At 73.8% G+C, this 25,498-nt stretch carries 20 protein-coding genes; 8 read left to right on the top strand and 12 right to left on the bottom strand.

Features of this window, described 5'->3' with window-relative positions; genetic code table 11:
• Positions 1-5: 5 nt before the first annotated feature.
• On the top strand, positions 6-722 hold the full coding sequence (locus tag AB0K17_RS13800) for a methyltransferase domain-containing protein (protein ID WP_365964409.1): 717 nt from the start codon (positions 6-8) through the stop codon (positions 720-722).
• Between the two features lie 65 nt (positions 723-787).
• Here AB0K17_RS13800 and AB0K17_RS13795 read toward each other — a convergent pair whose 3' ends face one another.
• Positions 788-1,711, bottom strand: a complete 924-nt coding sequence (locus AB0K17_RS13795; protein ID WP_365983082.1) for a ScbA/BarX family gamma-butyrolactone biosynthesis protein — start codon at positions 1,709-1,711, stop codon at positions 788-790.
• Between the two features lie 132 nt (positions 1,712-1,843).
• Here AB0K17_RS13795 and AB0K17_RS13790 point away from each other — a divergent pair, with 132 nt between their 5' ends.
• The 6 genes from AB0K17_RS13790 (at position 1,844) to AB0K17_RS13765 (ending at position 9,385) form a co-directional block, all read left to right on the top strand.
• Positions 1,844-2,494 (top strand): ScbR family autoregulator-binding transcription factor, encoded by a 651-nt coding sequence (locus AB0K17_RS13790; protein WP_365964411.1) that lies wholly within the window; start codon positions 1,844-1,846, stop codon positions 2,492-2,494.
• Between the two features lie 156 nt (positions 2,495-2,650).
• The gene (locus AB0K17_RS13785) at positions 2,651-3,793 is read left to right on the top strand and encodes a transposase (RefSeq protein WP_365964412.1); all 1,143 of its coding nucleotides are present in this window, start codon (positions 2,651-2,653) and stop codon (positions 3,791-3,793) included.
• Between the two features lie 163 nt (positions 3,794-3,956).
• Positions 3,957-5,150 carry a transposase gene (locus AB0K17_RS13780; protein WP_365964413.1) on the top strand — a complete coding sequence of 398 codons (1,194 nt, stop codon included), beginning with the start codon at positions 3,957-3,959 and terminating at the stop codon, positions 5,148-5,150.
• A 395-nt stretch (positions 5,151-5,545) separates the two neighbouring features.
• Complete coding sequence (locus AB0K17_RS13775) at positions 5,546-6,748, top strand: 3-deoxy-7-phosphoheptulonate synthase (protein ID WP_365983081.1); 1,203 nt, start codon at positions 5,546-5,548, stop codon at positions 6,746-6,748.
• 58 nt (positions 6,749-6,806) lie between these two features.
• Positions 6,807-7,466 carry an isochorismatase family protein gene (locus tag AB0K17_RS13770; protein WP_365983080.1) on the top strand — a complete coding sequence of 220 codons (660 nt, stop codon included), beginning with the start codon at positions 6,807-6,809 and terminating at the stop codon, positions 7,464-7,466.
• Positions 7,463-9,385 (top strand): anthranilate synthase family protein, encoded by a 1,923-nt coding sequence (locus tag AB0K17_RS13765; protein WP_365983079.1) that lies wholly within the window; start codon positions 7,463-7,465, stop codon positions 9,383-9,385. Before AB0K17_RS13770 ends, AB0K17_RS13765 begins: the two co-directional genes overlap by 4 nt.
• Before the next feature lie 12 nt (positions 9,386-9,397).
• On the opposite strand, the gene AB0K17_RS13760 is transcribed toward AB0K17_RS13765, so the two are convergent.
• The 10 genes from AB0K17_RS13760 to AB0K17_RS13715 form a co-directional block, all read right to left on the bottom strand.
• Positions 9,398-10,315: a hypothetical protein gene (locus AB0K17_RS13760; protein ID WP_365983078.1), complete on the bottom strand. Its 918-nt coding sequence runs from the start codon at positions 10,313-10,315 to the stop codon at positions 9,398-9,400.
• A gap of 129 nt (positions 10,316-10,444) precedes the next feature.
• Positions 10,445-12,178, bottom strand: a complete 1,734-nt coding sequence (locus AB0K17_RS13755; protein WP_365983077.1) for a DUF6297 family protein — start codon at positions 12,176-12,178, stop codon at positions 10,445-10,447.
• Positions 12,169-12,861, bottom strand: coding sequence for an ABC transporter ATP-binding protein (locus AB0K17_RS13750; RefSeq protein WP_365983076.1), 693 nt, complete (start codon positions 12,859-12,861; stop codon positions 12,169-12,171). Before AB0K17_RS13750 ends, AB0K17_RS13755 begins: the two co-directional genes overlap by 10 nt.
• 57 nt (positions 12,862-12,918) lie before the next feature.
• Positions 12,919-13,878 (bottom strand): lantibiotic dehydratase C-terminal domain-containing protein, encoded by a 960-nt coding sequence (locus tag AB0K17_RS13745; protein ID WP_365983075.1) that lies wholly within the window; start codon positions 13,876-13,878, stop codon positions 12,919-12,921.
• Positions 13,875-15,236 (bottom strand): hypothetical protein, encoded by a 1,362-nt coding sequence (locus tag AB0K17_RS13740; protein WP_365983074.1) that lies wholly within the window; start codon positions 15,234-15,236, stop codon positions 13,875-13,877. Before AB0K17_RS13740 ends, AB0K17_RS13745 begins: the two co-directional genes overlap by 4 nt.
• 175 nt (positions 15,237-15,411) lie before the next feature.
• A complete protein-coding gene (locus AB0K17_RS13735; protein ID WP_365983073.1) occupies positions 15,412-17,286 on the bottom strand; it encodes a YcaO-like family protein in 1,875 nt (624 codons plus the stop codon).
• Positions 17,283-18,779: a hypothetical protein gene (locus AB0K17_RS13730; RefSeq protein ID WP_365983072.1), complete on the bottom strand. Its 1,497-nt coding sequence runs from the start codon at positions 18,777-18,779 to the stop codon at positions 17,283-17,285. Before AB0K17_RS13730 ends, AB0K17_RS13735 begins: the two co-directional genes overlap by 4 nt.
• Before the next feature lies 1 nt (position 18,780).
• Positions 18,781-19,773 carry a lantibiotic dehydratase C-terminal domain-containing protein gene (locus AB0K17_RS13725; protein WP_365983071.1) on the bottom strand — a complete coding sequence of 331 codons (993 nt, stop codon included), beginning with the start codon at positions 19,771-19,773 and terminating at the stop codon, positions 18,781-18,783.
• Positions 19,767-21,962, bottom strand: a complete 2,196-nt coding sequence (locus AB0K17_RS13720) for a lantibiotic dehydratase (RefSeq protein ID WP_365983070.1) — start codon at positions 21,960-21,962, stop codon at positions 19,767-19,769. Before AB0K17_RS13720 ends, AB0K17_RS13725 begins: the two co-directional genes overlap by 7 nt.
• A gap of 370 nt (positions 21,963-22,332) precedes the next feature.
• Positions 22,333-22,482 carry a thiazolylpeptide-type bacteriocin gene (locus AB0K17_RS13715; RefSeq protein ID WP_361746921.1) on the bottom strand — a complete coding sequence of 50 codons (150 nt, stop codon included), beginning with the start codon at positions 22,480-22,482 and terminating at the stop codon, positions 22,333-22,335.
• 520 nt (positions 22,483-23,002) lie between these two features.
• Between AB0K17_RS13715 and AB0K17_RS13710 the strand changes: the two genes are divergently transcribed.
• Positions 23,003-23,131, top strand: a complete 129-nt coding sequence (locus AB0K17_RS13710; RefSeq protein WP_365983069.1) for a DUF6408 family protein — start codon at positions 23,003-23,005, stop codon at positions 23,129-23,131.
• A 54-nt stretch (positions 23,132-23,185) separates the two neighbouring features.
• On the opposite strand, the gene AB0K17_RS13705 is transcribed toward AB0K17_RS13710, so the two are convergent.
• On the bottom strand, positions 23,186-25,303 hold the full coding sequence (locus AB0K17_RS13705) for a DUF2075 domain-containing protein (protein WP_365983131.1): 2,118 nt from the start codon (positions 25,301-25,303) through the stop codon (positions 23,186-23,188).
• Between the last annotated feature and the right edge of the window lie 195 nt (positions 25,304-25,498).

Raw genomic sequence — 25,498 nt, 5'->3', positions numbered from 1 at the left:
GAGCCATGCAGTCCACGGAGCAGCACACGGAAGACTTCGACGGCAGGTACCGCCTCGGGCGCAAGCTCGTCGAGGAACTGGGCACCGCCGACGGCCCCGAGCCCACCGCCTTCGACCTCCTGGGCAAGCAGTGGGACGTGGTTCCCGGGACGTACGCACCCCACCCGGGCACCGGCACCGAGTGGTACACCACCGCCATCCCCTACCCCTTGGGCGGCCGCTTCCTGGAGATCGGCTGCGGGGCGGGCGTCACCGCCGTGTGGGCGGCCCTGCACGGCTGCGCCGAGGTGACCGCGACCGACATCGTGCAGAGCGCGGTCGACAGCACCCTGCTCAATGCCGCGCGGCACGGCGTCGCCGACCGCGTACGGGCCCTGCGCAGCGACCTGTTCGACGAGCTCGGCCCGGACGAACGCTTCGACGCCGTCTTCTGGAACTGCAGCGTCTTCGAGGCCCCGGCCGACTTCGAGTTCACCCGGGACTTCGAGTGGGCGATCTTCGACCGGGGCTACTCCGCCCTCGGTCGCTACCTCTCCCAGGTGCACGGGCGGCTGCTGCCCGGCGGCCGGGCGCTGGTCACCTTCAACAGCTTCGGCGACATCGACCGGATCACCGAGGTCGCCGCCAAGGCGGGCACGCGTCTCGCGCCCCTGGGCACGGCCGACCGGAAGCTGGCGGGCGAGCAGGTCACGTACAAGCTCTTCGAGGTCCTGCCCGCCTGACGCGACGGACCGCCGCTGCGGCCCCCGGCACACGCTCGTGCGTGCCGGGGGCCGCAGCCGTTGCGTCAACTGCCCTTCACCCCGCTGAAGTCGACCGCGAACGTCTCCTCGCCGTCCTGGGTGCCGGTGACGTGCACGGCGTAGCGGCCCGGCGCGGCCGCCGGCAGCGGTGTCGCCTCGATCCAGCAGGGCCGGTCGAACTCGACGTACTTCCGGTAGCTCGCGGCGATCCTCAGGGTGACCGGGGAGGCGGGCGCGAGCAGTGCGTGGGCGGCCTGGTCGGCGGCCTCCAGCAGGGCCAACCCCGGTACGTGGTCCACGGGATGGTCGAACAGCGCGGTGTTGGCCGTGTCGTTGCGCAGCAGCCAGCGGTGCGGCGCATCCCCGGGGGCGAGGACGACGTCGGCGGCCGAGGCCCGTCCGGCGAGGCCGGCGGGTATCGGCTCGGGCAGCGGCCAGGAGCCCCAGTCGACGGTCGCGTGGGAGCCGCGCACCCGCGCGTAGACCCGCGGCGCAATCCAGCGGAACTCGGAGTGCGCCCGGGCCGCCGTCACCCCGTCGCGCAGGATGTGGAAGCCCATGCGCAGGTTCCGCGCCGAGCCGCGGCTGTCGGCCGGTTCGGCGACGGTGACCTCGACGGCGAGCGCGCAGGGCCGGTCGGCTGCGCGCAGGTCCGGCGCGACGGTGAACTCCAGGGCGTTCAGCATGGTTTGGTGCGTGAGCGGGACGCCGTAGGCGCCGTGCGCGACGACCAGTCCGGTCTGCCGGACGGTCTGCGCGAGGACGCGCGGGTCGTAGGGAAGGGGTCCGCCGGCCGCGGGCCAGCGGACGGCGAGGGCGAACTCGTGGGCTCCGGTGGGTTCCCAGTCGGTGACCAGGAGGGATTCCGGGCGTCTGAGGTGCGCGTACGCACCGAGGAGAGCATGTGGCGGCGGCGTGGAGGACTGGGCTTCCACAGTGGCCGGTGGTTCCAGAGTGACGTCGGGCAAGGCCCCCCCTAGGTGTGCCAGGTCTGCGCAACTCCATACCTCGGGCTGTTAAAGTACCGGCCCTCCGGTCTGTTTTGACCTTGAGTAAGTGTGAGTTCAAGCACTAGTAAAGGAATGTCCAGGAGGTGTGCGGTGCCGAGGCAGGAGCGGGCGATCCAGACCCGCCGGATCATCCTTGAGGCGGCGGCCGAGATGTTCGACCAACTCGGCTACGACGCCACGACCATCGGCGGCCTCATCGACCGGACCCGGCTCACCCGCGGCGGCCTGTACTTCCACTTCACCTCCAAGGAAGAGCTGGCCCGCGCCGTGCTCGACGAGGCGGTGACCATGGAGGGGCTCACCCCGCAGACGTTCAAGCTGCAGGAGTGGGTGGACCTGGCCCTGCTGCTGGCCCATCGCCTGCCCAGGGAACCGCTGCTCAGCGCCTCCATCCGGCTGTCCGTCGACGTCAAGGCCCGCGGCCTGTTCGGCACCCGCTGGCCGGACTGGATCGCCATCGGCCAGGACCTGCTCACCGCGGCCCGCGAGCGCGGGGAGCTGCTCGTGCACGTCGACCCGCAGGAGACGGCACGGATGTTCGTCGGCGCCTGGACCGGCATACAACTGGTCACCGAGAGCCTGCCCGGGTGCGACCTGTCCACGGAGGTCTCCGGCTTCCTGCGGCTCACCCTGCCCAACATCGCCCGCCCCGGGGTGCTGGCGAAGCTGGACACCTCCCCCACGCGCGCGGCGCGCCTGCTGGCGCCGGGGGCCGACTCCACCGCAACCGGGCGCCCCTGACGCCCGCGTGGCCTGAATGGTTCGGTCCCCCATGGCAAAGTCCCGGTATAAATAAACAGGACGTGAGTCCGGTTTTCGGGGCGCCCGGGGTCTTCGGCACCGGGCGGCACGGCGTTCCGTCCACCCGCCGGGTGGCGGGCAACGGGGGGTTACACGATGCCAGAGCTGGGTGGACGCACGCGCGCCGCGGCCGGGACGCATGCACCGGCGGCCCTGGACGACGCGCTCGGCCGGCACCTGTTCGCCTCCCTGCAGCGCAGCGGGCAACGGGCGAAGGCCGAACAGTACGTCCGCGGCCTGCTGTCGGTGCCCGGCCGCAAGACGCTGCGCAACATCGCCGCCCGGTTCGACGGCGCGGCGGCGCAGCAAAGCGTGCACCACTTCATCAGCTCCTCCCCGTGGGAGTGGACGCCGGTGCGGCACGCCCTGGCCCGTCACGCGTACCGGACGCTGGCGCCCGAGGCGTGGGTGATCCGGCACACCCTGATCCCCAAGGTCGGCTCGCACTCCGTCGGCGTGGACCTGCAGCCCACACCGTACGGCAGCGTCAACGCCCAACGGGCGGTCGGTTCCTGGCTGGTCTCGCCACGGGCCGCCGTGCCCGTCGACTGGCAACTGCACCTCTCCGAGCGCTGGATGACCGACCCACTGCGGCGGCGCGCGAGCGTTCCGGAGGACGCCGCGGTGTGCAGCACCGAGGAGTGCGTGCGCGAGACGGTCTTCAGCGTCCTCGGCATCGACGGCGGGCTGCGCCTGCCGGTCGTCGTGGACATCCCCGGCCTGGACGGCGCGTCGACCGCGCGCTTCCTGTCGTCGCTGGGGCTTCCGTTCCTCGTGCGCGTGGGGCGGGCGACGCCGTTGCGGCTCGACCGCGCCGAACTGCCCCGCTACGGCGACCTGGAGCGCACCGCCGGGGACCTGGCCGAGTTCCTCCCGCGCCTGCGACGGCGGGTGGACCCCGGTGACGGTCCCACGACGGCCGCGGCCATACCGGTGGTGCCGCCGCCCGCGGAGGGCGAGGGGATGGTGCTGCTGTGCGAGTGGAACGCGGCCGGGCGCCGGCGGTTGTGGCTGACCAACACCACCGCCCCCTCCCCCGTTCCGGCGCTGCGGTTGACCCGGCTGCCGGCGGCCGTCGTGCGCGACTTCACCGCCGTCTCCGAGCGGGTGGGCGTGCGCGACTTCGCGGGACGCTCGTTCCCCGGCTGGCACCGGCACATCACGCTCGCCTCGGTGGCCCATCTGATCGCCGTGACCACGACAACAGAACTACCGTCCGGTAACTTGACACTCTCCTAGGACGGACAGTGGTCACCCCGCACATCGGTCCTTACTGTCGGGGCGCAGGCTCCCCAGCACCGACACGGGCCACGGGGGCGAAGGAATGGCAGGTCCTCACCACACGGACCCGAGCCATCCGGCAATGCCACGCATTCGGCCCGGGCAGGAGTGAAGAGAACCCATGCTCAATCTCGACCTGCGCCTCGCGCACCCCGCACCACACATCCCGGCGTCCACCCTGCGGTCCTCGTCCCAGGACGCGGTCCTCGCCGAACTCTCCTCGACCCTGTTCACCTCCCTGACGCGCAGCGACCAGTGCCGAAAGGGAATGCAGTACATACGCGGCCTGTTGCGGACCCCGGGGCGCAAGTCCGTTCGCAACATCGCGGCGACGCTGGCCGACGAGCAGGTGTCCGAACAGAACCTGCACCACTTCATTTCCGCTTCCACCTGGGACTGGGTGCCGTTGCGCCGCGCCCTTGCCCATCATCTGACCGGCGCCTTCCCCCCGCGGGCCTGGGTGGTGAAGACAATGATCATCCCCAAGACCGGACGGCATTCCGTGGGCGTCGACAAGCATTACTTCCCCACCCTGGGCCAGGTGCTCAACGCGCAGCGGGCCGTCGGCGTCTGGGCGGCCTGCGAGGACGTCAGCGCCCCCGTCAACTGGCGGCTGCACCTGCCCAAGGCGTGGCTCAAGGACGACATCCGGCGCAGCCAGGTCGCGATCCCGGACGCCGCGGATGTCGAGACCCTCACCGAGTGCGTCATCGAGGCGTTGCGGGAGACCTCGGCGGAGTGGGAACTGCCGCTGCGGCCGGTGGTGCTGGACGCCTGCGAGGCGCACACGGCGACGATGTTCGAGCGGCTCGGCGCCGCCGGCGTACCGCTGCTGATGCGCATCCGGGGCGACCTCCTGCTCGACGTGGCGGACCCCGCCCTGCCCGTCCGGGGCCGCAGGGCGCTGTCCGCCCAGCAGATCATGGGCCTGGCCAAGGACATGCGCCGGCCGCTGGTGGAGACCGAGCGCGCCGGCGGCGCGGCGCGGCCCCGGCGGTTCGCCGCCGCCGTCCGCGTCGGGCTGCCGCCGCTGTCCCCGGCCGCCGTCGCACGCGAGCAGCTGGTGCTGCTGGGCGTCGGGGAGGAGGGCGGCCCCTGGCCCGGGGGCCTGTGGCTGACGAACCTGACCACGACCTCGCCGGCGTCCCTGGCACGGCTGACGCGCCTGACCCGCAAGGTGGACCGGGACTTCACCGAGATCGCGGACCGGGTGGGCATCCGGGATTTCACGGGCCGTTCGTTCGGCGGATGGCACCGGCACGTCACCCTCGCCTCGGCCGCCCATGCGGTGGTCGCCCTCGCGAACGGCAGTTAGAGGGCCTTCCCCCGGCAATTCACGCGTCGCCCGGGAATGGGGCGGGCTCGGCAGGCAGACGGTCGTCGCACCGTCTGCCTGCTGCTTTTTTTTGCGGTCCTGTGAAGACCCGTGACGACATGACGGACTGCCGTCCACCTGACACATACCTGCGCACCTGACGCATGCCCGGTCACTTGACGCATGACCGGTCACCTGACGCATGCCGCATCACCTGACGGAGTACGGCCGGCCCGCTTGGCGCCCCGCATCCTGTCCACGAGGATCACGGTCGCGGCGGGTTCGGCGGCATTCGCCCCCGCGCGCACCCTTCCCTTCCGTCCTTCCCCCTGCGATTTCCCGGTTCCCCGCCCGAGTGCGGCTGTTTCACCGGCCTTTCGCGATTGGAGAAAACAGTGGACGACGCCGTTCCCGGCATCCGGTACGAACAGGCGCTGCACCAGCCGCCGTGGGAGGACGCCGAGCACGTCCGGCAGGTGCGCAAGGAGCTGGCGACGCGTGCTCCGCTCGTCGCCGCCGACGACGTGGACGTGCTGCGCACGCAGCTGGCCCGCGTCGCCGCGGGTCAGGCCCACGTCGTCCAGGCGGGCGACTGCGCGGAGGACCCCGCGGAGTCGACCCGGGCCGCGGTGGCCCGCAAGGCAGGGCTTGTCAACCTCCTGGCCGGCGCCCTGCAGTTGGACACGGGCCGGCCCGTGGTGCGCGCCGGCAGGATGGCCGGCCAGTACGGCAAGCCCCGCTCGAACCCCACCGAGCGCATCGGCGGCGTCGACCTGCCCGTCTACCGGGGCCACATGGTCAACGGCCCGGAGCCCGACCCCGCCGTGCGGCGCCCCGACCCCGAGCGTCTGCTCGCCGGCTACGAGGCCGCCCGCGCGGTCATGGGCCACCTCGGCTGGCGCGGCCCGGGCGGGCCCGCGCGCATCGGTGCGCCCGTGTGGACGAGCCACGAGGCGCTGCTGCTCGACTACGAGCTGCCCATGGTCCGCCGGGACGAGCAGGACCGGCTGCTGCTGACCTCCACGCACTGGCCCTGGATCGGTGAGCGCACCCGGCAGGCCGACGGGGCGCACGTGCGGCTGCTGGCCGCGGTCGCCAACCCCGTGGCCTGCAAGGTGGGTCCGGGTACGACCCCCGGCGAGCTGCTGGCCCTGTGCGAGCGGCTCGACCCGCGCCGCGAGCCCGGCCGGCTCACCCTCATCGCGCGGATGGGCGCCGGCACCGCTGCCGGGCGGCTGCCCGCGCTCGTCACGGCCGTACGCGCCGCGGGCCACCCGGTGATCTGGCTCACCGACCCCATGCACGGCAACACCGTCGCCACCCCGGAGGGGTTCAAGACCCGCTTCCTCGCCACCGTGGCGCGCGAGGCCGAGGAGTTCCGGGGCGCGGTGCTGGCCGCGGGCGGCGTCGCGGGCGGGCTGCACCTGGAGACCACCCCCGACGACGTGACCGAGTGCGTGCACGGCGCGGAGCAGGCCGGCCGGGTGGGCGAGCGCTACACGAGTTTCTGCGACCCCCGGCTCAACCCCGCCCAGGCCCTGTCCGTGGTCTCCGCCTGGTGGGCGGCCGGCCGGACGACCCCGGCCGCCGCCGCCTGACCCGGCGCACCGCCCCGGCCCCCGAGCCCCTGCCCCGACAGCGAAGGAGAGCACCGCCATGGCCGGCATACCTCCCATCGAGCCCTACCCCCTGCCCTCGGCGCGGGACCTGCCCGGCAACACCGCCGCCTGGCGCGTGGATCCGCGGCGTGCCGTGCTGCTCGTGCACGACATGCAGCGCTACTTCCTGCGGCCGCTGCCCGCCGCCGTCCGCGACCCGCTCGTGCGCAACGCCACCGCCCTGCGCGTACGCGGCGCGGCGGCCGGCCTGCCCGTCGCATACACGGCGCAGCCCGGCGGCATGACCGACGAACAGCGCGGCCTGCTCAAGGACTTCTGGGGTCCGGGCATGCGCGTGGACCCCGCCGACCGGCAGGTCGTCGAGGTGCTGGCGCCGCGCGGCGACGACATGGTGTTCACCAAGTGGCGCTACAGCGCCTTCTTCGGATCCGGCCTGCTGCGCTGGATGCGCGAGCGCGGCCGCGACCAGCTCGTGGTGTGCGGCGTCTACGCGCACGTGGGCGTCCTGATGACCGCGGTCGAGGCGTTCACCAACGACATCGAGACCTTCCTGGTGGCGGACGCCGTGGCGGACTTCTCCGCCGAGCACCACTGGATGGCCCTGCAGTACGCCGCCCAGCGCTGTGCCGTCGTCTGCACGACGGACACCGTCCTGGCCGGGCTCGGTGCGCAGGCCGCGCTGGAGGTGGGCGCGTGACCGGCACCCCCGGCGCTGCCGCGGACCTCCTCGCACGCGTCCTGTCCCCGGACCCGCCCGCGTTCGCCCTGCTGCACCGCCCCGAGGCGACCGGCCCCGGGCACCTGGACGTCCTGGTCGGCGAGATCTCCACGCCGGCCGCACTCGCGGACCTGCCCCTGCCCGGGCAGGCCCCCGGCGGCGGGGCCCGGCACGAGGTGCTGGCGCTCGTGCCGTACCGGCAGATCGCCGAGCGCGGCTTCGCCTGCGTCGACGACGGCGAGCCGCTGATCGCCATGAGTGTCACGGGCCAGGGCCTGCTGCCGGTGCCCGAGGCGCTGCGGCGCCTGCCGGACGTACCGATCACCGTGGCCGGCGGCCGCTTCGACGTCGACGACGAGGCCTACGCCGAGACGGTGCGCCGGGTCGTCGCCGACGAGATCGGCCGCGGCGAGGGCGCCAACTTCGTCATCAAGCGCTCGTTCGTCACCGACATCACCGGCTACACGCCGCACAGCGCCCTGTCGTTCTTCCGGCGGCTGCTGCAGGGCGAGTCCGGCGCGTACTGGACGTTCGTCGTCCACACCGGCTCGCGCACCTTCGTGGGCGCGACCCCCGAGCGCCATGTCAGCCTCACCGGCGGCACCGCCGTGATGAACCCCATCAGCGGCACCTACCGCTACCCGCCGGCGGGGCCCGACCTGGAGGGGGTCATGGACTTCCTCGCCGACCGCAAGGAGGCCGACGAGCTGTACATGGTGGTGGACGAGGAACTGAAGATGACGGCCCGGTTCTGCGACGCGGGCGGCCGGGTGGTCGGGCCCCGCCTCAAGGAGATGGGACGCCTCGCCCACACCGAGTACTTCATCGAGGGCCGCAGCTCCCGCGACCCCCGCGCGATCCTGCGCGAGGCGATGTTCGCCCCCACCGTCACCGGCAGCCCGCTGCAGAGTGCCTGCCGCGTCATCGGCCGGTACGAGCCGCAGGGCCGCGGCTACTACAGCGGCGTGCTGGCCCTCGTCGGCCGTGACGCGCACGGCGAGCGGGCCATGGACTCCGCCATCCTCATCCGCACCGCCGACATCGACGCCGGCGGCCGGGTGCGCATCGGGGTGGGCGCCACGCTCGTCCGCCACTCCGACCCGGCCTCCGAGGTCGCCGAGACCGCCGCGAAGGCGGCCGGGCTGCTCGCCGCCCTGCGGGGCGAGCCGGCGCCCGCCGCGCCGGCCCACGGCCCCCGCCGCTTCGACGATCATCCCGACGTGCGCGCCGCGCTGGAGCGCCGCAACGCGACGCTCGCCGGCTTCTGGCTCACCGAGCAGGAGCGGCGGCAGCGGCCCGACCCGGCGCTGGCCGGCCGCCGGGTGCTGGTCGTGGACGCCGAGGACACCTTCACCTCGATGATCGACCACCAGCTGCGCTCCCTGGGACTTGGCGTGACGGTCCGGCGCTTCGACGAGCCGTACGCCTTCGACGGCCACGACCTCGTCGTGATGGGCCCCGGCCCCGGCGACCCCCGCGCCGCGGACCACCCCAAGATCGCCCATCTGACCTCGGCGATCGACACCCTGCTCCAGGAGCAGCGGCCCTTCCTCGCGGTGTGCCTGAGCCACCAGGTGCTCGGGCTGCGGCTCGGCCTGCCGCTGGTGCGCCGGGACGCCCCCAACCAGGGCGTGCAGCGGGAGATCGACTTCTTCGGGGCCCGCGAACGCGTCGGCTTCTACAACACCTTCGCCGTCCGCTCGGCCGAGGACAAGACCGAGCCGCCGGGCGTGGGCGTGGTGGAGGTCAGCCGGGACACCGGTACGGGCGAGGTGCACGCGCTGCGCGGTCCGCACTTCGCCTCCCTGCAGTTCCATGCCGAGTCGGTGCTCACCGAGGACGGCGTCCGGCTGGTCGGCTCGCTGCTGACCGAGGTCCTGGAACGGGCCCGCCCCTGAAAGGGGCCCGACTCAGCCGACGGTGATCTTCATGATCCGCCCGGACGCCTCGGAGACGAACAGCTCGCGCCGCGGGTCGGCGCCGCCGAACCCGCGCGGAACCCGCACGCTGGTGGGCATGTGCAGGCCGTCCACCAGCGTGCAGGACCGTCCCGTGGCCGGGTCGACCTCGACGAGCCGGCCGTAGCGGAAGCTCGCGACGACCAGGCTGCCGTCGTGGAAGGCGGTCAGGTCGTCGAGGAGCCGGGTGTGCAGCAGACCGTCGCTGAGCCGGGCGACGACGGTGTGCCGCTCGGGCGCCGCGAGCGGGATGCGCACCACCCGTGAGGTGGCGTCGGCGAGGACACTGGCGTACAGCTGGTCGCCGACGATCTCCAGTCCATTGGTACCGAAGACGCCTGCCCGCCGCGTCCAGTCGTCGTCCCTGCTGCCGTCGGGCCGGACCTTGAGGATTCCGGTGGCGAGTTCACGGCTGAGGTAGAAGTTGCCCTCGCCGTCGATGGCGAGGCCGTTGATGCCGTGCAGGCCGCCCACGACCTTCTGCGGTCGCGGCTGCGCGGCGGTGGGGTCGAACCGCAGGATGCCGCCGTCCCATGCGAGCGGGTGCACGCCGTAGTTGACGTACATCATGCCGTCGCTTCCGCGCCGCAGCGCCCCAGGGCCGACGACCGGGAGGCTCGCCCTGAGCCTGCCGTCCGGCCCGTAGCCCTCGACCCTGCCCTTGCCGGAGTGCGAGACCCACAGGGTGCCCCGGCCGTCGAACTCGAGGTTCTCCCGCCAGTCGAGGACCGGTACGCCGCCCTCGCGGAACACCTCGGCCCGCGCGGGCCGCGCGCAGGAGTCGGTCCCCGCCGCCGAGGCCGGCTGCGGCCCGCCCGCGACCAGGGCGCCGACCAGGGCCGCCACGGCCGCCCACGACCTCATGCGCACGATGTGCCGCCTCCTCGACTCCGCCTGTTGCACGGGATCCGAAAAGCTACCCGCCGGCGGCTACCGTTCGGTAGCACAGCCGGCGGGCAGCGTCGTTTTCCGGACAACGGCGGTGGGAGGCCCGGCGGTTCAGCCGGTGGGCGTCGTCCCGCTCATCGCGCGCGCCTGGGCGCGCACGCGCCGGACGCTCAGCGCGAGGGCCAGAGCGGAGGCGATGGCCAGCTGGACGACGGCGCCGGCCTGCGCGGCGTGCGGGGAGACGACGGACTGCCACAGCAGCGGCGCGGCGACGGCCGTGCACATCAGGGTGGGGGCCGCGTACCAGATGAGGAAGGGCAGGACGGCGTACCAGTCCGGCGAGAGGAACATCAGGTCGTAGCGCATGGCGCCCCGGTACGCCGTCATGAGCGCGGCACCGACCGCGGCCGGGGCGCCGATCGTGGTGACCAGGGCCCACTGGTGCCAGGCGACTGCCGGCAGGCCGGTCAGCAGGCAGGTGACCCAGGAGACCGCGGGCCCGAGCAGGCACAGGGCCGCGGTGGGCACGACGAAATGACTGGTCGCCACCGTGTGCGGGGCGAAGGGCAGCAGGCGGGTGCGGGTGAGGTTGTCGGTGTCCTGGCGGGCGCCCTCGGTCAGGGCGCAGGCGGCCAGGTAGAGGGGGAGGACCAGGATCCAGCCGAACAGCGCGGCCTGGGGGCCGCCGACCGACGGGTGGTCCGGGGCCTGCCCCCACTGCTGCACCAGGTGCAGCAGGAGCACGCCCGCCACCTGGCAGACCACGGCCGCGGCGATCCGGGCGGGCCGGCGCAGCAACGCGAGCGCGTCGCGCCACAGCAGGACGAGCCGCGGATTGCCGGCCGGGAGGGGCAGGCGCAACCGGGCCCGGCCGCGTCCGGCGCGCGCCACCGACTGGGCGACGAGGGCGATGCCGCGGACGTCCAGCAGGGCGGCGCCCTGCCCGGCGCGGGAGCCGTGCTGCGCCCGGGCGGCGAGTTCGGCCGCGGGCAGCTCGCCCAGCAGGCCGAAGGCGCGGGCCAGGAGCGCCGCGGCGCAGCCGACGACGGCCGTGGTGAACGCAGCGGCGGGCAGGAGGTCGCCGCGGGCGGCGTCGGCCACCGCCCGGCCGGTCCAGCCCCACGGGCCGCTCCACGCGAGGACGCTGCCGAGCAGCGGGAAGGACGCGCAGGTGGCGACCGTGGCCGCGCCGAGGGCGCCGACGACGGCCGCGGCGGTGCGCAGCGCGCGGGAACGGGCGGGCCGGGCCTGGGTGAGGACGCCGAGGGCCGCGGCGAGCAGGGCCGCGGCCACCGTCGCCGGGACGGCGACCAGGACGGCCGCCGGCGCGGCCGCGCCGAGGGCCGCCTGGGCGACGGCGGCGAGCGGGACGGCGCCGACGGCACCGACCGCGGCGGCCACGCCGAGGCCGGCCAGCAGCCGCGGCCGCAGCATGCGGCCGCGGTCACCGGGCAGGGGCAGCAGCCAGGTGACCTCGTGGCTGCTCAGCAGCACCGGGCCCAGCCAGGTCGCCAGCCACAGCGCGGCGGCCGTCAGCAGCGCGCCGGTGCCGGTGGTCAGGGCGAGGGCGGTGGCGGAGGAGGCGGGGGCGCCCACGGCCCGTCCGGCGCCGGGCGCGGTGTGCAGGACGCCGGCCACGACGAGCACGAAGGCGGTGAGGGCGAGCAGCAGTTGCCAGCCGCCGGCGAACCGGGGGCGGCCGGAGCGCCCCGCGCGCTCGCGCCGGGCGTCGTGCGCCCCGCGCAGTGCCTCGGTGGTGGCGCCGGTCAGGTCGAGCAGCGGGTCGGGGGCTCCGGGAGCGGCGTAACCGGCCGTACGGGCCCCGGTCGTGTTCTTCACCGCCACGGCGCGGCCTCCTCGGCGAGGACGCGGGCGGGTTCGCCCTGGGCGACGCAGCGCCCGGAGGCGAGCAGGACGACGTGGTCGGCGACGGCCTCCACCAGGGAGCGTTCGTGCGAGACGAGGACGATGCCGGTGCCCGCCTCCTTCGCCGCGCCGAGGACGGCGGCGAGCCGTTCCTTGGCGCGGGCGTCCAGGCGCTGTTCGGGCTCGTCCAGCATGAGCAGCCGGGCGGGGCGCACCAGGGCGGCGCTCAGCAGCAGGGCCTGGCGCTGTCCTGCGGAGAGGGTGGCGGGGAAGGCGTCGTGGTGCGCCGCGAGCCCGAGGTGGTCCAGGACGTCGGCGGCGGCCGCGGCGGCGCGGCGGCCGAGGCCGTGGGCGGCGGCGACCATGCGCACGTGCTCGGCGACGGTGAGGTCGGGGAAGCACTCGCCGCCGTCCATCGACACCGCGACGTCGCGGCGGAAGCGGGGGTCGCTCTCGCGTACGGGTTCACCGTCGAGGAGCACGCTGCCGCCGTCGGCCTCCTGCCGTCCGGCCAGCACCCGCAGCACGGTGGACTTGCCGGATCCGTTCGCCCCCGCGAGGGCCACGCATCTGCCCGGTTCGACCTGCAGGCTGACGCCCGCGACGACGGGGGCGCCGCCGTAGTGGACGGTGAGGTCTTCGGCCAGGAGCAAAGGAGGCATGGGGGGAGCTTTCCTGCGGTGGGTGGTACGGAAAGGGGCGGTCGGTGCGCCGGGGGCTCAGGCCCCCGCGGGCACCGGCAGCAGAAAGCGGGCCGTCTCGATGAGCGCGAACTCGTCGTGCACCAGCAGCCCGAGCCGGTTGAGGGTCATGTGGCTGTGGGAGATGCACAGGCTCTCCCGGCGCGCGGCGGCGTCGGGCCCGTCGGCGACGCCGTCCAGGACGGCGGCCAGGGCGGTGTCCCAGGCGGCCAGCGGGCCGCCGCGCCGGATGAGCCGGTCGGCGGTGACGCCGGCGCGCTCGCGCAGGACGGTGGCCCACTGCACCGCCTCGGCGGCCAGCCGGTCGGCGGGGAAGACGGCGGTGGGGGCGAGCCCGGCCCACGTACGCCAGTACGCGGCGTAGCGCTGCAGCCAGCCGTCCACGTCGTGCGGGCGGGCGCGGTGGGCGGCCTTGCAGATCGTCTCGATGCCCAGCAGGCGCAGTTGCACCGCGCTCGGGGACTGCCCGGCGGACAGCACGGCGAGGTCGCTGGAGGCGGCGAAGGCGGCCTCGGAGAGGGCCAGCCGTTCGCCGGTGCCGTAGCGGTCGGTCTCGGGGGTGTAGACGGCGCGGTGGACGCCCGGGTCGAGGACGACGCCCGCGAGGTGCGGGTCGACCGTGGGGTCGGCGCGCAGGCTGGCGCGGGCGAGGTCGCGGACGCCGTCGAGGTAGACGGCGGGGTCGTGACCCGTGGTCGGCACGTCGCGGAAGGCGGCGTGCACGGCGGCGTCCAGCGGGCCGGCGTCGTCCGCCGCGGTGGGCAGGATGCGCAGGCGCAGGTGGGGGCCGCCCTCCCAGTAGCGGATGAAGAACCAGTTCCGCACACGGCCCGCCGCGCGCTGAGCGGCGATCAGCTCCGCGAGGGGGCCGGCTATGAGCGGGGCGAGGTGGTCGGTGCCGGTCGGGTCGGCGGCCACGTGGACGTGCCAGGACAGCCATCCCGGCGCCGGTCGCTGCTCGGACGGGATGGCGGTCACGCCGTTGCTCCTTCGAGTTCGGGGGGCGTGGGGCGGGCATCCAGCCCCGGTTCGTCGAACCGGCCGCTGCCGCAGGCCAGTTGGTAGATCGCCTGCTGGTGCGGGGGAAGTCCCAGTGCCTCGGCCGCGAGGTCACCGCGGAAGCTGCGCAGCGGCCGGGCGAACATCCCGTGCGCCGCGGCGGCCAGGGACAGGTGCTGGGCCAGCCACCCGGTGGCGGCCAGCACGTCGTCGGCGACGCGGGCGGGGTCGGGGGCGGTGCCGGCGGACCCGGTGCCGGTGGCCTGCAGGCCGGCGGCGGCGTCGAGGTCGGCGACGAACATCCACACCATTGTGCACCGGTCGAGGTCGAAGGCGAGCGAGGGGACGGGGGCGGCATCGATCAGCAGCCCGCCGCTCGCAGGCGCGCAGTCGCCCACGCGGTGGGCCTCGGTGCCGTCGACGCGGTACAGACCGTCGCGCAGCCCCTCGACGCCGCGCACCCAGCAGTACAGGTGCAGCACGGACCGGGCCTGCGCGAGCACGCCCAGGCCGGTGCCGGCGGCGGACAGCACGGCCAGCGCCCGGCGGAAGGCGTCCGCGGGCACGGTGGTGCGCGTGGCGGTGAAGCCGGCGAAACCCCGGGGCACCCGGCCGCTGTTGCGCGCCCACACCGTCCGCGCCCAGCTCGGCCCGGAGCCGGCCGGGTCGGCGGACGCGGGCAGGGCGGCGTCCGTCATGCGGTAGCCCGGTACGACGTCCCCGCCCGTCAGCGCCTCCAGCCAGCCGGCCCACTGCTCCCCCGCCCGGCCCGTCACCTCGACCGGGCGGCCGAGGGCGGCGCCCAGCAGCGCCACGGAGGCGAGCAGGTGCCCGGTCTCCAGCCCGGCCAGCACCCGGCGCAGCGGCCCGTAGAAGTCGGGCAGCGTGCGCAGCGCGGAGCCGGTCTCGATCGCCCGGCCCTGCGGCCGGACGTCCTGCGGCAGGGGCAGGTAGGCGTCGGCCTCGGGGGCCAGCAGGTGCCCGTCGGCGACGACGCGTACGGGGAACTTGGCGCGCGGCGACGGGTAGGGGCGGTGCTCGGGGTAGGGGTTGTCGGTCTCGAAGCGGACGGGCGCGCAGGCGGTGGCCACGACGTCCGCGAGGTCCACCGTGCGCTGCGGGCCGGGCTGCGGCCAGGGCAGTGCGTCCAGCAGGTCCCAGCGCGGCTGCGGGGCTGGCAGGTCGCGTCCCGCGGCCGCGCCGGCCACGGCCCGGCGGACGGGGTTGAGGTGGGGTGCCGCCTGCGGGTCGCGGCGGGTGTCGCCGCTGGGCTGGGCGCCCAGGATCTCCCGCAGCGCCCGGACGCGGCCGGACGGCGGATGCGTGGGGTGGGACATGGTCTGCGCTGCTCCTACGGGACGGGCGGGGCGGGCTGGCTGGCTGACTGACTGACTGACTGGAACGTCGGCGGGTTCTTCGGTGGCCCAGGGCGTGTCCGGCGGATCTTCGTCATGCGGCACCACGGGCGCCCCGTCAGGGGCGCGGGGAACTGCGCGACAAGCCACGACGCGCCTAGGGAAAGGGATGCACCGTGAGCCGGTCGGCGAGCACGCCGTCCTGCGGTCCGGCGAACCGGGCCAGCCGCGGCAGGCCGAACACGCGCTGATGCGCGTAGCCGAAGGTCAGCGGGATCGCCCCGGGGACCAGGACGCGGGCCGCGTGCAGCCCGGCCGCCCGGTGTTCGGGCCCGGTCTGGTCGAGCACCAGCACCTCCCCGAGCCCCGCCGCGGCCAGCCGGGCGGTGAGGTCCTCGCGGACCTCGGCGAGCGGCCGCCGGCGCCGCGGCAGCCGGTGTGCGGCGGGGAAGGCCTCGTCGAGCGTGCCGAGGGGACCGGACAGGAACGGTTCGAACGCCGGTGCCGCCTCGGGTACGGAGTACCAGCGCACGTGGTCGTCGAGGTCGGTCACCTGCCAGGGGTCCTCGCGCAGGGCGAGGGCGCGCTGCCGGTCGGGCGCCGTGAGGTCGCCGAGCACGATGGGGGCCAGTTCGGTGACGGCCGCCCGGACCGCGCTCACCGGATCGGGGTGGGCGGCGGCCGCCGTGAGGCTGTACTTGTCACGGGAGGAGGTGTTGATCGCCAGCGCCCACACCACGGGAAGCGCGATGTCCTGGGTGACGGCGCACAGGTGGATCTCGTAGCCGGCCCGGCGGATCAGGGCGCGCAGTTCGCGGGTGGTCGGGTCGGTCACCGACCGCCAGTCGATGCGCGGGACCGGGCGCCCGGACCACCAGGTGTGCAGGAAGGCGTCGCGTTCGACCACCTCCAGCAGCGCGTGCACGGCGGCCTCGTCGGGGCTCGCACCCAGGGCGCAGCCGTTGGAGGACTCGTAGGCCACGCGCCCCCACCGCTGGCCGGGGACCGGCCGCGGGTGCAGGTGGTAGGAGGCCGACTCCAGCGGTACGTACCGCTCCTGACCGGTGCCCCAGACGCGGGCCGGCGTCCAGGACATCGGCTGGTCCTCGGTGAAGGGGTCCACGCGGCAGTTGGGGTGGGCGAGTTGCTCGGCGGAGAGCATGCCCAGGCGGCGCGGGTCGACGGCCTGCCCGGCGATGTCGCGGTAGGCGGCCACCAGCGGCCGGGCGGTGCGCGCGACGTGCTGGGAGCCGGCGCGCTCCAGCCGTTCTAGCAGCGCCAGACGGGAGGCGCGGCCCAGGGTGCGGCCGCGGCCGTACCCCGCGGTCTCCTTGGCCCGCTCCTCGCGGGAGTGCATGGCACCGACGAGGGCGGCCGGCACGTCGGGCATGGGGCGCAGGGCGAGGACGGGGCCGTAGCGCAGGTCGACGAGCTGCCGGTGCAGGTGCTCCAGGGACAGGTCCGGGCCGTCGACGTGGCGCAGTTCGGCGTCGAGGTCGCCGAGGCGGGGTTCCCCGGCGGCCTCCGTCGTGCCGGCGGGTGCACAGGCGGGGCAGCCGCTCTGGCGCAGCAGGCGGTGCCGGCTGCTGCCGGTCGCGCAGACGGTCAGCGTCCCCGCTTCCGGCAGCGGTTCCTGCGCGGCGAGGGCGAGGGCCTCGCGCAGCAGGCCGTGGGCGGCCTCGGCGGTGCCCCCGGAGGCCCGCAGCGCCGCGGGCGCCTGCTCCTTGCCGCGGGTGCGGAACTGGGCGGTGACCTGGCACACCGGGCAACCGGCGGCCGTAGCGGGCGACCACAGCGGGCCGACCTCGGCCTCCTCGGACCAGATGCGCACGGTCAGCAGGGCGCGGCCGTCGCGCGTGGCCGCGTGCACGGCCTCCGACTCCCAGGCCAGGTCGTGGCCGGCGATCACCAGGACGCGGGCGTCCTCGCGGTCCGCCAGGGCGCGGCAGCCCTCGACGAGGGCGGGCGGCAGGCGGAGTGCGGGGTGGAGGTGCACGTCGGCCGCGGTGAGGGTGCTGCTCGTACCGGTCATGCCCGGGCCTCCGTGACGACCAGGTGGCCCGCGACCAGCGGGGCGTGGCCGGTGAGCACGTCCTCGGCGTCGGGGCGGAAGGTCACCGGGGCGCCCAGCAGCGTCCCGGCAAGGGCGTACGCCTCGTCGGCGGTGGCGGTGATGCCGGTGGCGCCGGTGGTGTCGATCCTCACGCCGTTGCCGTCGACTCCCTGACGCAGGGCCAGGTAGGCGCAGGCGGCGTGGTCCAGGGCGGTGGCGGCGTCGGTGGCCCAGGCCGCGGCGCGCCCGTGCTCCCCGGCGGCCTCGGCCAGGACGAGTCCGGCCGGGCCCCGGTACGTACGGCAGGTCAGGCCGGTGACGTCCTCGGCCACGACGGGCACCGGCGCGTCCTCGTGCCAGGGGGTGTCCGGGGCGCCGGACAGGCGGCGGGCGGCTTCGCGCAGGGCGGCGTCCACGACGGCGGCCTGCAGTGTGACGCCCGCTCCGCGGTGGGGGCCGTCGCCGCGCAGGAAGGCGGCGAGGGCCCGGGCCTTGGCCTCGTTGCGGATGGTGCCCCAGCCGGCGGCCGGCGTGCGCTCGACCGTGCCGGGGCCGGTGCCCGGGCCGGGGAGGACGCGGGCCAGGGCCAGGGGGATCTGCTGCCAGTCGTCGGGGGTGTCCCAGCGGTAGCAGCCCACCAGGTCGTCGGCGCCGGGGTGCGCCTGCTCGTCGAGGGCGTCGAGGACGTCCTCGACCGGTCCTGCGGCCCGCTCGATGCGCCGGCTGCGCCAGCCCAGGGGTGCGGAGTCGACGACGTGCACGGTGCCGGGCGCCTGCGCCAGCTCCAGCAGTTCGCGGAATGCCTGTTCGGCGGCGAGGCCGGCGGCCAGGCGCCGGGCGGCGGGCCGGGGCCGGCCGGGCACGGCGAGCCGGCGCTCCAGCTCCGCCACGGCCCGCGGGTCGGCGCCGAGGTCGCTGGCGGCGACCCACAGCCGCTCGCCGGCGTACCGAAGTTCGACCGCGAGGCGGCCGTCGGCGTCCCGGACGGTCAGGCCCGTACGGTCGCCGTCGTCCTCGGTGGTGTGGGTGATGCCGCGGTCGGCGAGGGCGTCGGCGGCGGCGCGGACGAGGTCCGCTTCGCCGCGCAGCGTCAGCGTGGTCCGCGCCAGGCGGCGCAGGGCGGCGTAGGGGTCGCCCGGGCAGTGGCTCTCCGCGTAGGCGACCGCGGCGGCGGGGACGTGCTCCGGTGCTGCTTCCGCGGGGAGGTCCAGCAGCACGCCGTGGCCCCGCAGGTGCCGCAGCACCTTCTCCAGGGCGGGCGCCGCCTTGGGCCCGCCGGCGGCGGCGAGCAGTTCCTGCTCGGTGGCCGGCCGCTGCAGGGCCTCCAGCCAGGCGGCCACCGGATCGATCAGCGGCGCGGGGAGGTTGAGGGTGAAGGCGCCTCGCGGCGACTGCACGAACACCGACGTCTGCGTGGTGCCGTACAGGATGCTCGGGCGCAGCTTGAGCCGCCGTATCTCGGTGGGGTGCATGTCAGTTGGGCCTCGTCTTCAGGCGGTCCTGCCATGCCTCGCCGAGCCGTTCGTCGACGGCGCGGGCCGTGCAGTAGCAGTACAGGTAACGGTGGACAGTGGTGACGTCCAGCACCGGGAGCAGCTCGTAGAGCCAGTTCACCAGGACGCGATAGGGCAGGAAGCCCTCGGGCGGCCTGCTGTGGAATCCGCTGTGCTGCAAGGTGGCGTGGAAGGCGCTCATCCGGCCGGGCTGCGGCAGGGCGGCGGTCTCGTCGGCGGCGCCGAGCAGCGCGCGGACGGGGCCGTCCAGGTCCGGCTCGCGCAGCCGTGCGTACGCCTGCGCGAACGTCCCGTATGCCGGGAGCGCCGCGGGGGTGGCGAGCGCGTCGGCGACGAGCTGGTCCAGTGCCCCGGCGCGCTGCTGGTACGCCTGCTCGAAGCGTTCCCGCAGCGGGTGTTCGTGGGGGGAGGCGGCCAGGTACGCCTCGGCGTGCGAGCGGTACGACAAGGAACCGAACCGCAGCCCGCCGGGGAAGACGGAACCGGCCGCCAGCATCAGCTGCAGCACCAGGCCCGGGCCGGACTCGTCGGCGTCCGCGAGCACGCGGGTCAGACCGGTCAGCATCGCGTGCCGTACGGCCTCGAGCGGTGCGGGGTCGTCCTGCACGTCGGCGCGTACGGTGCCGTGGGGGAACGGTGAGGCGTGCCGGGCGGTGCGCTCCTCGACGGCCTCGTACTCCCGCCTCCGGGCGGCGTACTCCGCCTCGCTCCAGGCCTCGCCCGGCTCGCCGAGCGCGGCCGCCCGCTCGCCCAGCAGGGCCGCGGCGTCCGCGCGGACGGGGCCGGGGCCGAGGTGCAGGGCGAGGTGGGAGCCGCCGTCCCAGTGGCGGGTGACGAAGGCGACCTCGTGGCCCTCCGCCCGCCGCAGATCGTCCAGGAAAGGCAGCACGGCGCGGGTGAGCAGCCCTGCCTTGCGCGGGGCGTAGTGGTACGCCCGCAGAACGGTCAGCATGCCGCGCCTCCTGTCGTGCGGTCGAATCCGGTGCGGTCGAACTCGTGGACGTATTCCCGGGCGTGCGCGCCCTCGCGGGGCGCGGGCAGGCACTCCTCCAGGAAGGGATGGGTGAAGGCGGCCGCGTCGCGGGCCAGCGACTTCAGGCCCAGCGGGCTGGCCAGGTGCAGATAGCGGGGCTTGGGCTGCAGGGGCGCGGTGGTCGTCAGGTCGGGCATCGAGCCGCCGGCGCGCTGCCATGCGGCGAGTTGTTTGCAGAAGACCTCGTCGGGCACGCTGTGCTCGGTGGCGAGGGCCAGCAGCCGGCGCACCCCCGCCTCGCTGCCGTCCGCCGCGCCGGTCAGGTGGCTCAGGTCGGGCAGGTACCAGCGCCGCCGCTGCAGGACGAGGTCGCCGTGACGGATGCGCGGCACACGCGTGACGCCGGCGGTGCGGCGGAGGTACTGGTCGAAGGTGGGCTGCACCAGCCCGCCGCCCTGCAGCCACAGCGCGATGCGGCTGGGCGCGGGCAGCAGGTCCCAGCGGGTGGAGGTGATCACCACCGGCCGGTGGCCGTCGCGGGTGGTCACCCGCACGTCGCCCGGTGCGTCACCGCTCTCGATGACCGCGTCCGCCCAGTCGTCGGCGGTCATGGCCTCGCGCAGCAGCGGCGGATGGACGCCGGTGTTGAGCCCGTGGCAGCCGCGGTCCTCCAGCACGCGCGGGCCGAGGAAACGGTGCAGGCGCTCGCGCAGCTCCTCCGTGGCCCGGCCCCCGGCGAGGGAGTCCAGGTGCAGGAAGCGCGCGAGGGTGGCGCCGGCGCCGGCGAAGATGCCGTTGCAGACCCACTGCGGCCCGGTGGTGGCGGGCTGGAGCATGAGGGCGTAGGAGGCGTCGGGCCGGTCGGTCCAGGCGGGCAGCGCCTCGCGCCAGGCGGCGACGAGGGAGTCAGGCAGGGCGACGTCGTCGTGGTCCTCGTGGTTCTCGTGTGTGTCGCTGCCGATGAGCTCGGCGATGTCGGTGAGCACCCGCTGCCGGAAGCGCCACAGCTGTCCGAGCGCCTCGTTGAGCGCGGGATCGGCGAGCCGCGGCGTGAAGGTAGTGGTGTCGGTACCGGTGACGGCACGGGCGGCCTCGGCGGCGAGGTCCTCGGCGGTGGCGGTGAGGGACAGCCGCGTCCCGCGGGCGCGCACGGCGTCGTGCAGCGCCAGCCGCAGATCGTGCTTGAGGTCGAAGGCGCTGAGAACGGGAAGGAGCTTGCGGACGCTGTCCAGCACGCCCTGCGGCAGATCGGGGGCACCGAGGGCAACAGCGGCATCCTCGTACAACCCGAGCCCCAGCTGGTCGGCGTGGGGCAACTGGTGGGCAGCCTGCGCGACGTCCTCCAGCAGCGCCCTGCGCCGCTCGGGGAGCGCGCCGACGGCGGCGGCGATGCGCCGCAGCGGCTCCCGCACCTCGGCGCCGTCCGGCAGGGCGTCCACGGTGTCGTCGAGGAACCGGGGCGACTGCTCGTCGACAGCCAGCGCGGGCAGCAGGACCTTGGCGCGCAACGCGCCGTCCACGACCCGCTCGGCAGCGCCCTCGGCACAACCGAGGCGCACGGCAAGCCGCTTGACGACGTCACGACGCTCGTGCACGCCGAAGCGGGCCACGGCGACAAGGGCATCGAGATGGGGCGTACGCCCGACGGTCACCCGGCGCGGCCCCTCGTCCCCGATGCGCAGAAACCCCAGCCGCCCGTCACCGGCGGGCAGCAGCGGGGCGAGACGTACGTGTACGGCGGAGCCGTGGTCGAGCGCGCTCTCACTGATGGTCTGAACGGCCCCCCGCTGAACGTCGAAAGCACTGAGGAGCAGGGTGGGCTTCTCCTGGTCCGCACCCGGCGTAGCGAACCCGACCCCGGTGAACCGGGCCCGAGGACTGGTCCGCAGCATGGCCCGGTGGGCATAGGCGACGAGCCCGGCCTCACTCTTGCGGTCACCCCGCGACCAGCGCCCGACATTGCCGGCGTACCGGGCACGAGCCGTGTCCAGGTCGAGGCTGACGAGGGCGAGTGAGGAGGCGAAGTCCTCCTGCCGGCACACGGCGGCGAGCTGCGCCCGCTCGGAGCCGGTGACGTCGGGAATGCGGGAGAGGAATTCCTCCAGGAGCCCGGCGAATTCCCGGACGGCGAACTCCCACCGGGCGACGACCTCCCCCACGTCGGCCACGGAATCGGCCGGCGACGAGGTCGGCTTCTGCCGAATCCGCCGCCGCAACCGCACGAGTTCCGCACGAACTCCGGAATCACCGGATTCACCGGATTCGCCGGCTTCCCCGACTTCTCCGACTTCCCCGATGCGCCGGTGCAGGAATTCATCCGCAGCACCAGCAGCCCGGAGAACCTCTTCATGGGCGGCGCCCAGAGCTTCCCAGGCACTCCGGTGGGACGACGGTGCAAGGTGCTCGAAAGGAACCGGATTGGCCCTGACCACCACACGCTGATCGACTCTGAATTCCACGGCATCCTGCACTAGGTCCGGCGGCTTCCATCCAAAAAAGCGCCCGGGGGGCGGCCGAACGCCGCCCCCGGGTCACACCTCAGCTGCTGCTGGAGCAGCAGGAGCAGCTGGCCGCGCAGCAGGAAGCACCCTTGGAAGCACCCATGGCCGGCAGACCGGTGGTGTCGGGAAGCTCCTCGGTGGAAATCTCGTCGATGGCGAACTCGTCGAACTCGATGGTGGCGTCCATGATGGACCTCATTTCCGTCTTGACTGATTAGGACGGAGCACCGGAGGGAACCGCACTCTGCGAGCCGCACCCCCCGTGGCTCATGACCAGTACTTAACACGATCACGGAATGCGGAGTCAACACCGATCGACCCGATAAAACGCCTCGGGAATTCTTTAGGAGGCCGATAACGAGGCGATAAGCGGGCGCGGTAAATTGAATTACGCGAGCGACTGGAAAGCGCCGGCTGCATTTCTCCGTGCTGTCTTCAACGGCCGGCCGACCAGCCGCTGGCATCGGGAGGCGTCAGGAGCCCCTCGCCACTGGCATGAGGTTGCTGCCGGCGCCCCAACTCCGCTCGCGGTAGGATCACTTGCGCTGCCCGCCTTCCCGGAGGGGTACGCGGTCCACGTTCACGCGCAGGCTCGCCCGGTCGTGAGTGGGGATGGTCATCCGTCGTGTGCGTGCACGCGGCGTGAGTGCGGATGCCCGGTAGGGCTGTCCCTGCCATTCCCAACTCACTGTCAGGAGTGGCCAAGCATGAACCCGGACGAGTACCAGTGCGAGTGTCGTATCCGGTTCCGTAGGATCCTGGTCGACGTCGCGGCCGGCGCCGCCTCCAGTCTTCTGGCGACGGTGCTGGCATCGGCAGCACGCCTGCTCTTCTGAGTCAGGCCAGTGGCGGGCCCGGAGAGCCCGCCACACCATCTCGCCCCGCTTGTCTCAGAACAGCGTTTGCTGTCCCTTCTTCACCTGCACCTGCGACCTGCGCCGCGCCCGCCGGCCCCTGCCTCGCCCGGGTCGCCCTTGATGCGGCACACGTGCCTCGAGCGGAATGCTGTCCCACGTGGGACGAAGACCGTGGATCTGCACATCGCCGACCATGCACTCGAGGTATTCCCGGGTCTCCGCGTCCGTGGAGTAGAGCACCGTGGCTCGGCTCGCGCGGGTCAGCAGCACGTTGTACGCGTGGCGCACGCAACGGGCGAAGTCTTCGTCGTCCAGGTTCTTCTTCCGCACTTCGGGGTCGAGCGAACCGGGGACCGCAACGCGGTTCACTCCTGCTTCCTTGTCCCTGCGCTGCTTCCCCCGCCGGAAGACCCAGCGACCGTCACGCCGGACCATGTCGTCACCCATGATGACCCCGCACCAGTCCCATTCGAGGCCCTGAGCGGTGTAGACACAGCCGATCTGGCCGAGACCGCCCTCGTGCACCGACCAGATCTTGGACGGCGGCGCGCCGTTCTCGCAGAAGCTCTCGCTGTAGGCGTTCCACGGCCTGTGCCAGTCCCCGATACGGACATCGGCCTCGAGGCGCTTCTCCTTTCCGCGGGGCTTGGTCCACGGCCAGCAGAATCCCGCGACCATGCGTGCGGAGGCCCCGGCCCGGGCCTCCTGCACGATGATCCGCTCGAGCTCCTCGGGGGTGTCCGCCACCTCGATGTGCATCAGCCCGTCGGGTACCCACTGGCCGGGTTCCCGGCCGGAGATGCCGAGGAGGTCCCGTACCCAGCGCACGTATGCGTCGCTGCCGCCGCACCGGTACTGCTGGCGGAGGTCGTAGTGGGCGAAGTCGGCTCCACGCCGTCGTGCGGCATCCTTGATCAGGGCCACGGTGCCGACGTCGTTCGGCCGAACGGACTGCCCTTCGTCCAGGAAGAACAGGCTGAGGCGGGACGCATCGAGCAGTTCGTCCACCTGGGGGCGCTTCCCCTGCTTCTCCGCCGACCAGCGCCTGTTGGTGGAACGTTCCCGCAATCGGTGCGCCTCGTCGCAGATCAGGACGTCCAGCGGCTCGTCCGGGGTGGCGACGAAGCTGCTGAAGTACGTGAAGCTCTCCTTGAACTCGCGGTCGCCGTAGCCCACGTGCTCCTGCATGGCGCCGTTGAAGGCTCTCGATCCGCTCGCGTATTTGACGCTTCGCCCTTCGGCTTCGAACTGCGCCTTGAGCTGCAGACCGATGGCACTCTTGCCCGTTCCCGCTCCTCCGGTGATGACGAACACGGCGCGCCTCGGGTTCGGGACGAGCGCCTCCTGATCGGGACCGTCGAGCACCATGGTGGAGGCCTCGACGACATGGTCCGCCACTTCCCGCTGCTGCTTGCGCAGGGCGAAGACGGTGTCCTCGCCCCTCGACTTGATCATGGCATCGAGCAGGGGCGTGTTCCGTAGGTTCATGCGAGCCAGCAGGATCTCGGCGTGCGACTGGCCCTCGTCGTGGACGAAGTGCCGACGCAGGTCCCGCATCAACCGCTCGCGCCTGTCCTGAGTGTAGATGTGCGCGTATGCCCCGGTGGGGGCGCCCGGACCGACGAGCGGCCAGACGGTGCTCTCGGTCGCGTTGTGCAGGTAGGTGAACCCTCCGCACTCGTAGGACAGACCGTGAAGGGGACCCGCCTCGCTGCCGAATGCCGCGAAACTCGCGGCCAGCTGCAAGGCCGGGTGTTTTTTCGGCTTCATGCCCGGAACATGAACCATGTCGGATGCGGCCGCCTCCACGCGCGTGACGGTGGACCAGCGTTTCAGCTCGACGAGCTGCACCGAGAGATGGCCGCTCTCCGGGTGCCGCCCGACCAGCACGACGTCGATGACGTGTCTGTCCTCGGGGTCGTCCGGCTCGTCCACGGTCGCCGAGCACTCGACGATCATCTCGACGTTTCCCCGGCCGGCGGCCACCATGTCCTCGGCCAGCGCGACGAGGCTCTCCGCCCACGCCAACCGCTCGGTGACCGACGCCTCGCTCCCGCGGAAGTACTGCCACCGTGCGGCCAAGTGAGGAACCATGCGGCGCCTGGCGTTGAGTTCCAGGAGATCGTTGGCCGAGAGCTTCAGCAGGAGCATGGACACGAGGTGACTTCCCCCAGGGCACGAGTGACTCGCGCGGGTGGGGGCATGTCCTGTCCAGGAAGCCCGTCGGGCCGCAACCGATGGCGCCGATCTTAGACGTCATTTCAGTTGGCGTGATCTTGCGGCAGTCTGGGGTGATGACTGCTGCGCTTGTCCAGCGGATGGCGCCGGATGACCTGTGGACGTTGT

The organism is Streptomyces sp. NPDC049585, from assembly GCF_040675615.1.
GTDB lineage: Bacteria > Actinomycetota > Actinomycetes > Streptomycetales > Streptomycetaceae > Streptomyces > Streptomyces luteosporeus.
This window is presented reverse-complemented; position numbering and strand designations above follow the sequence as displayed.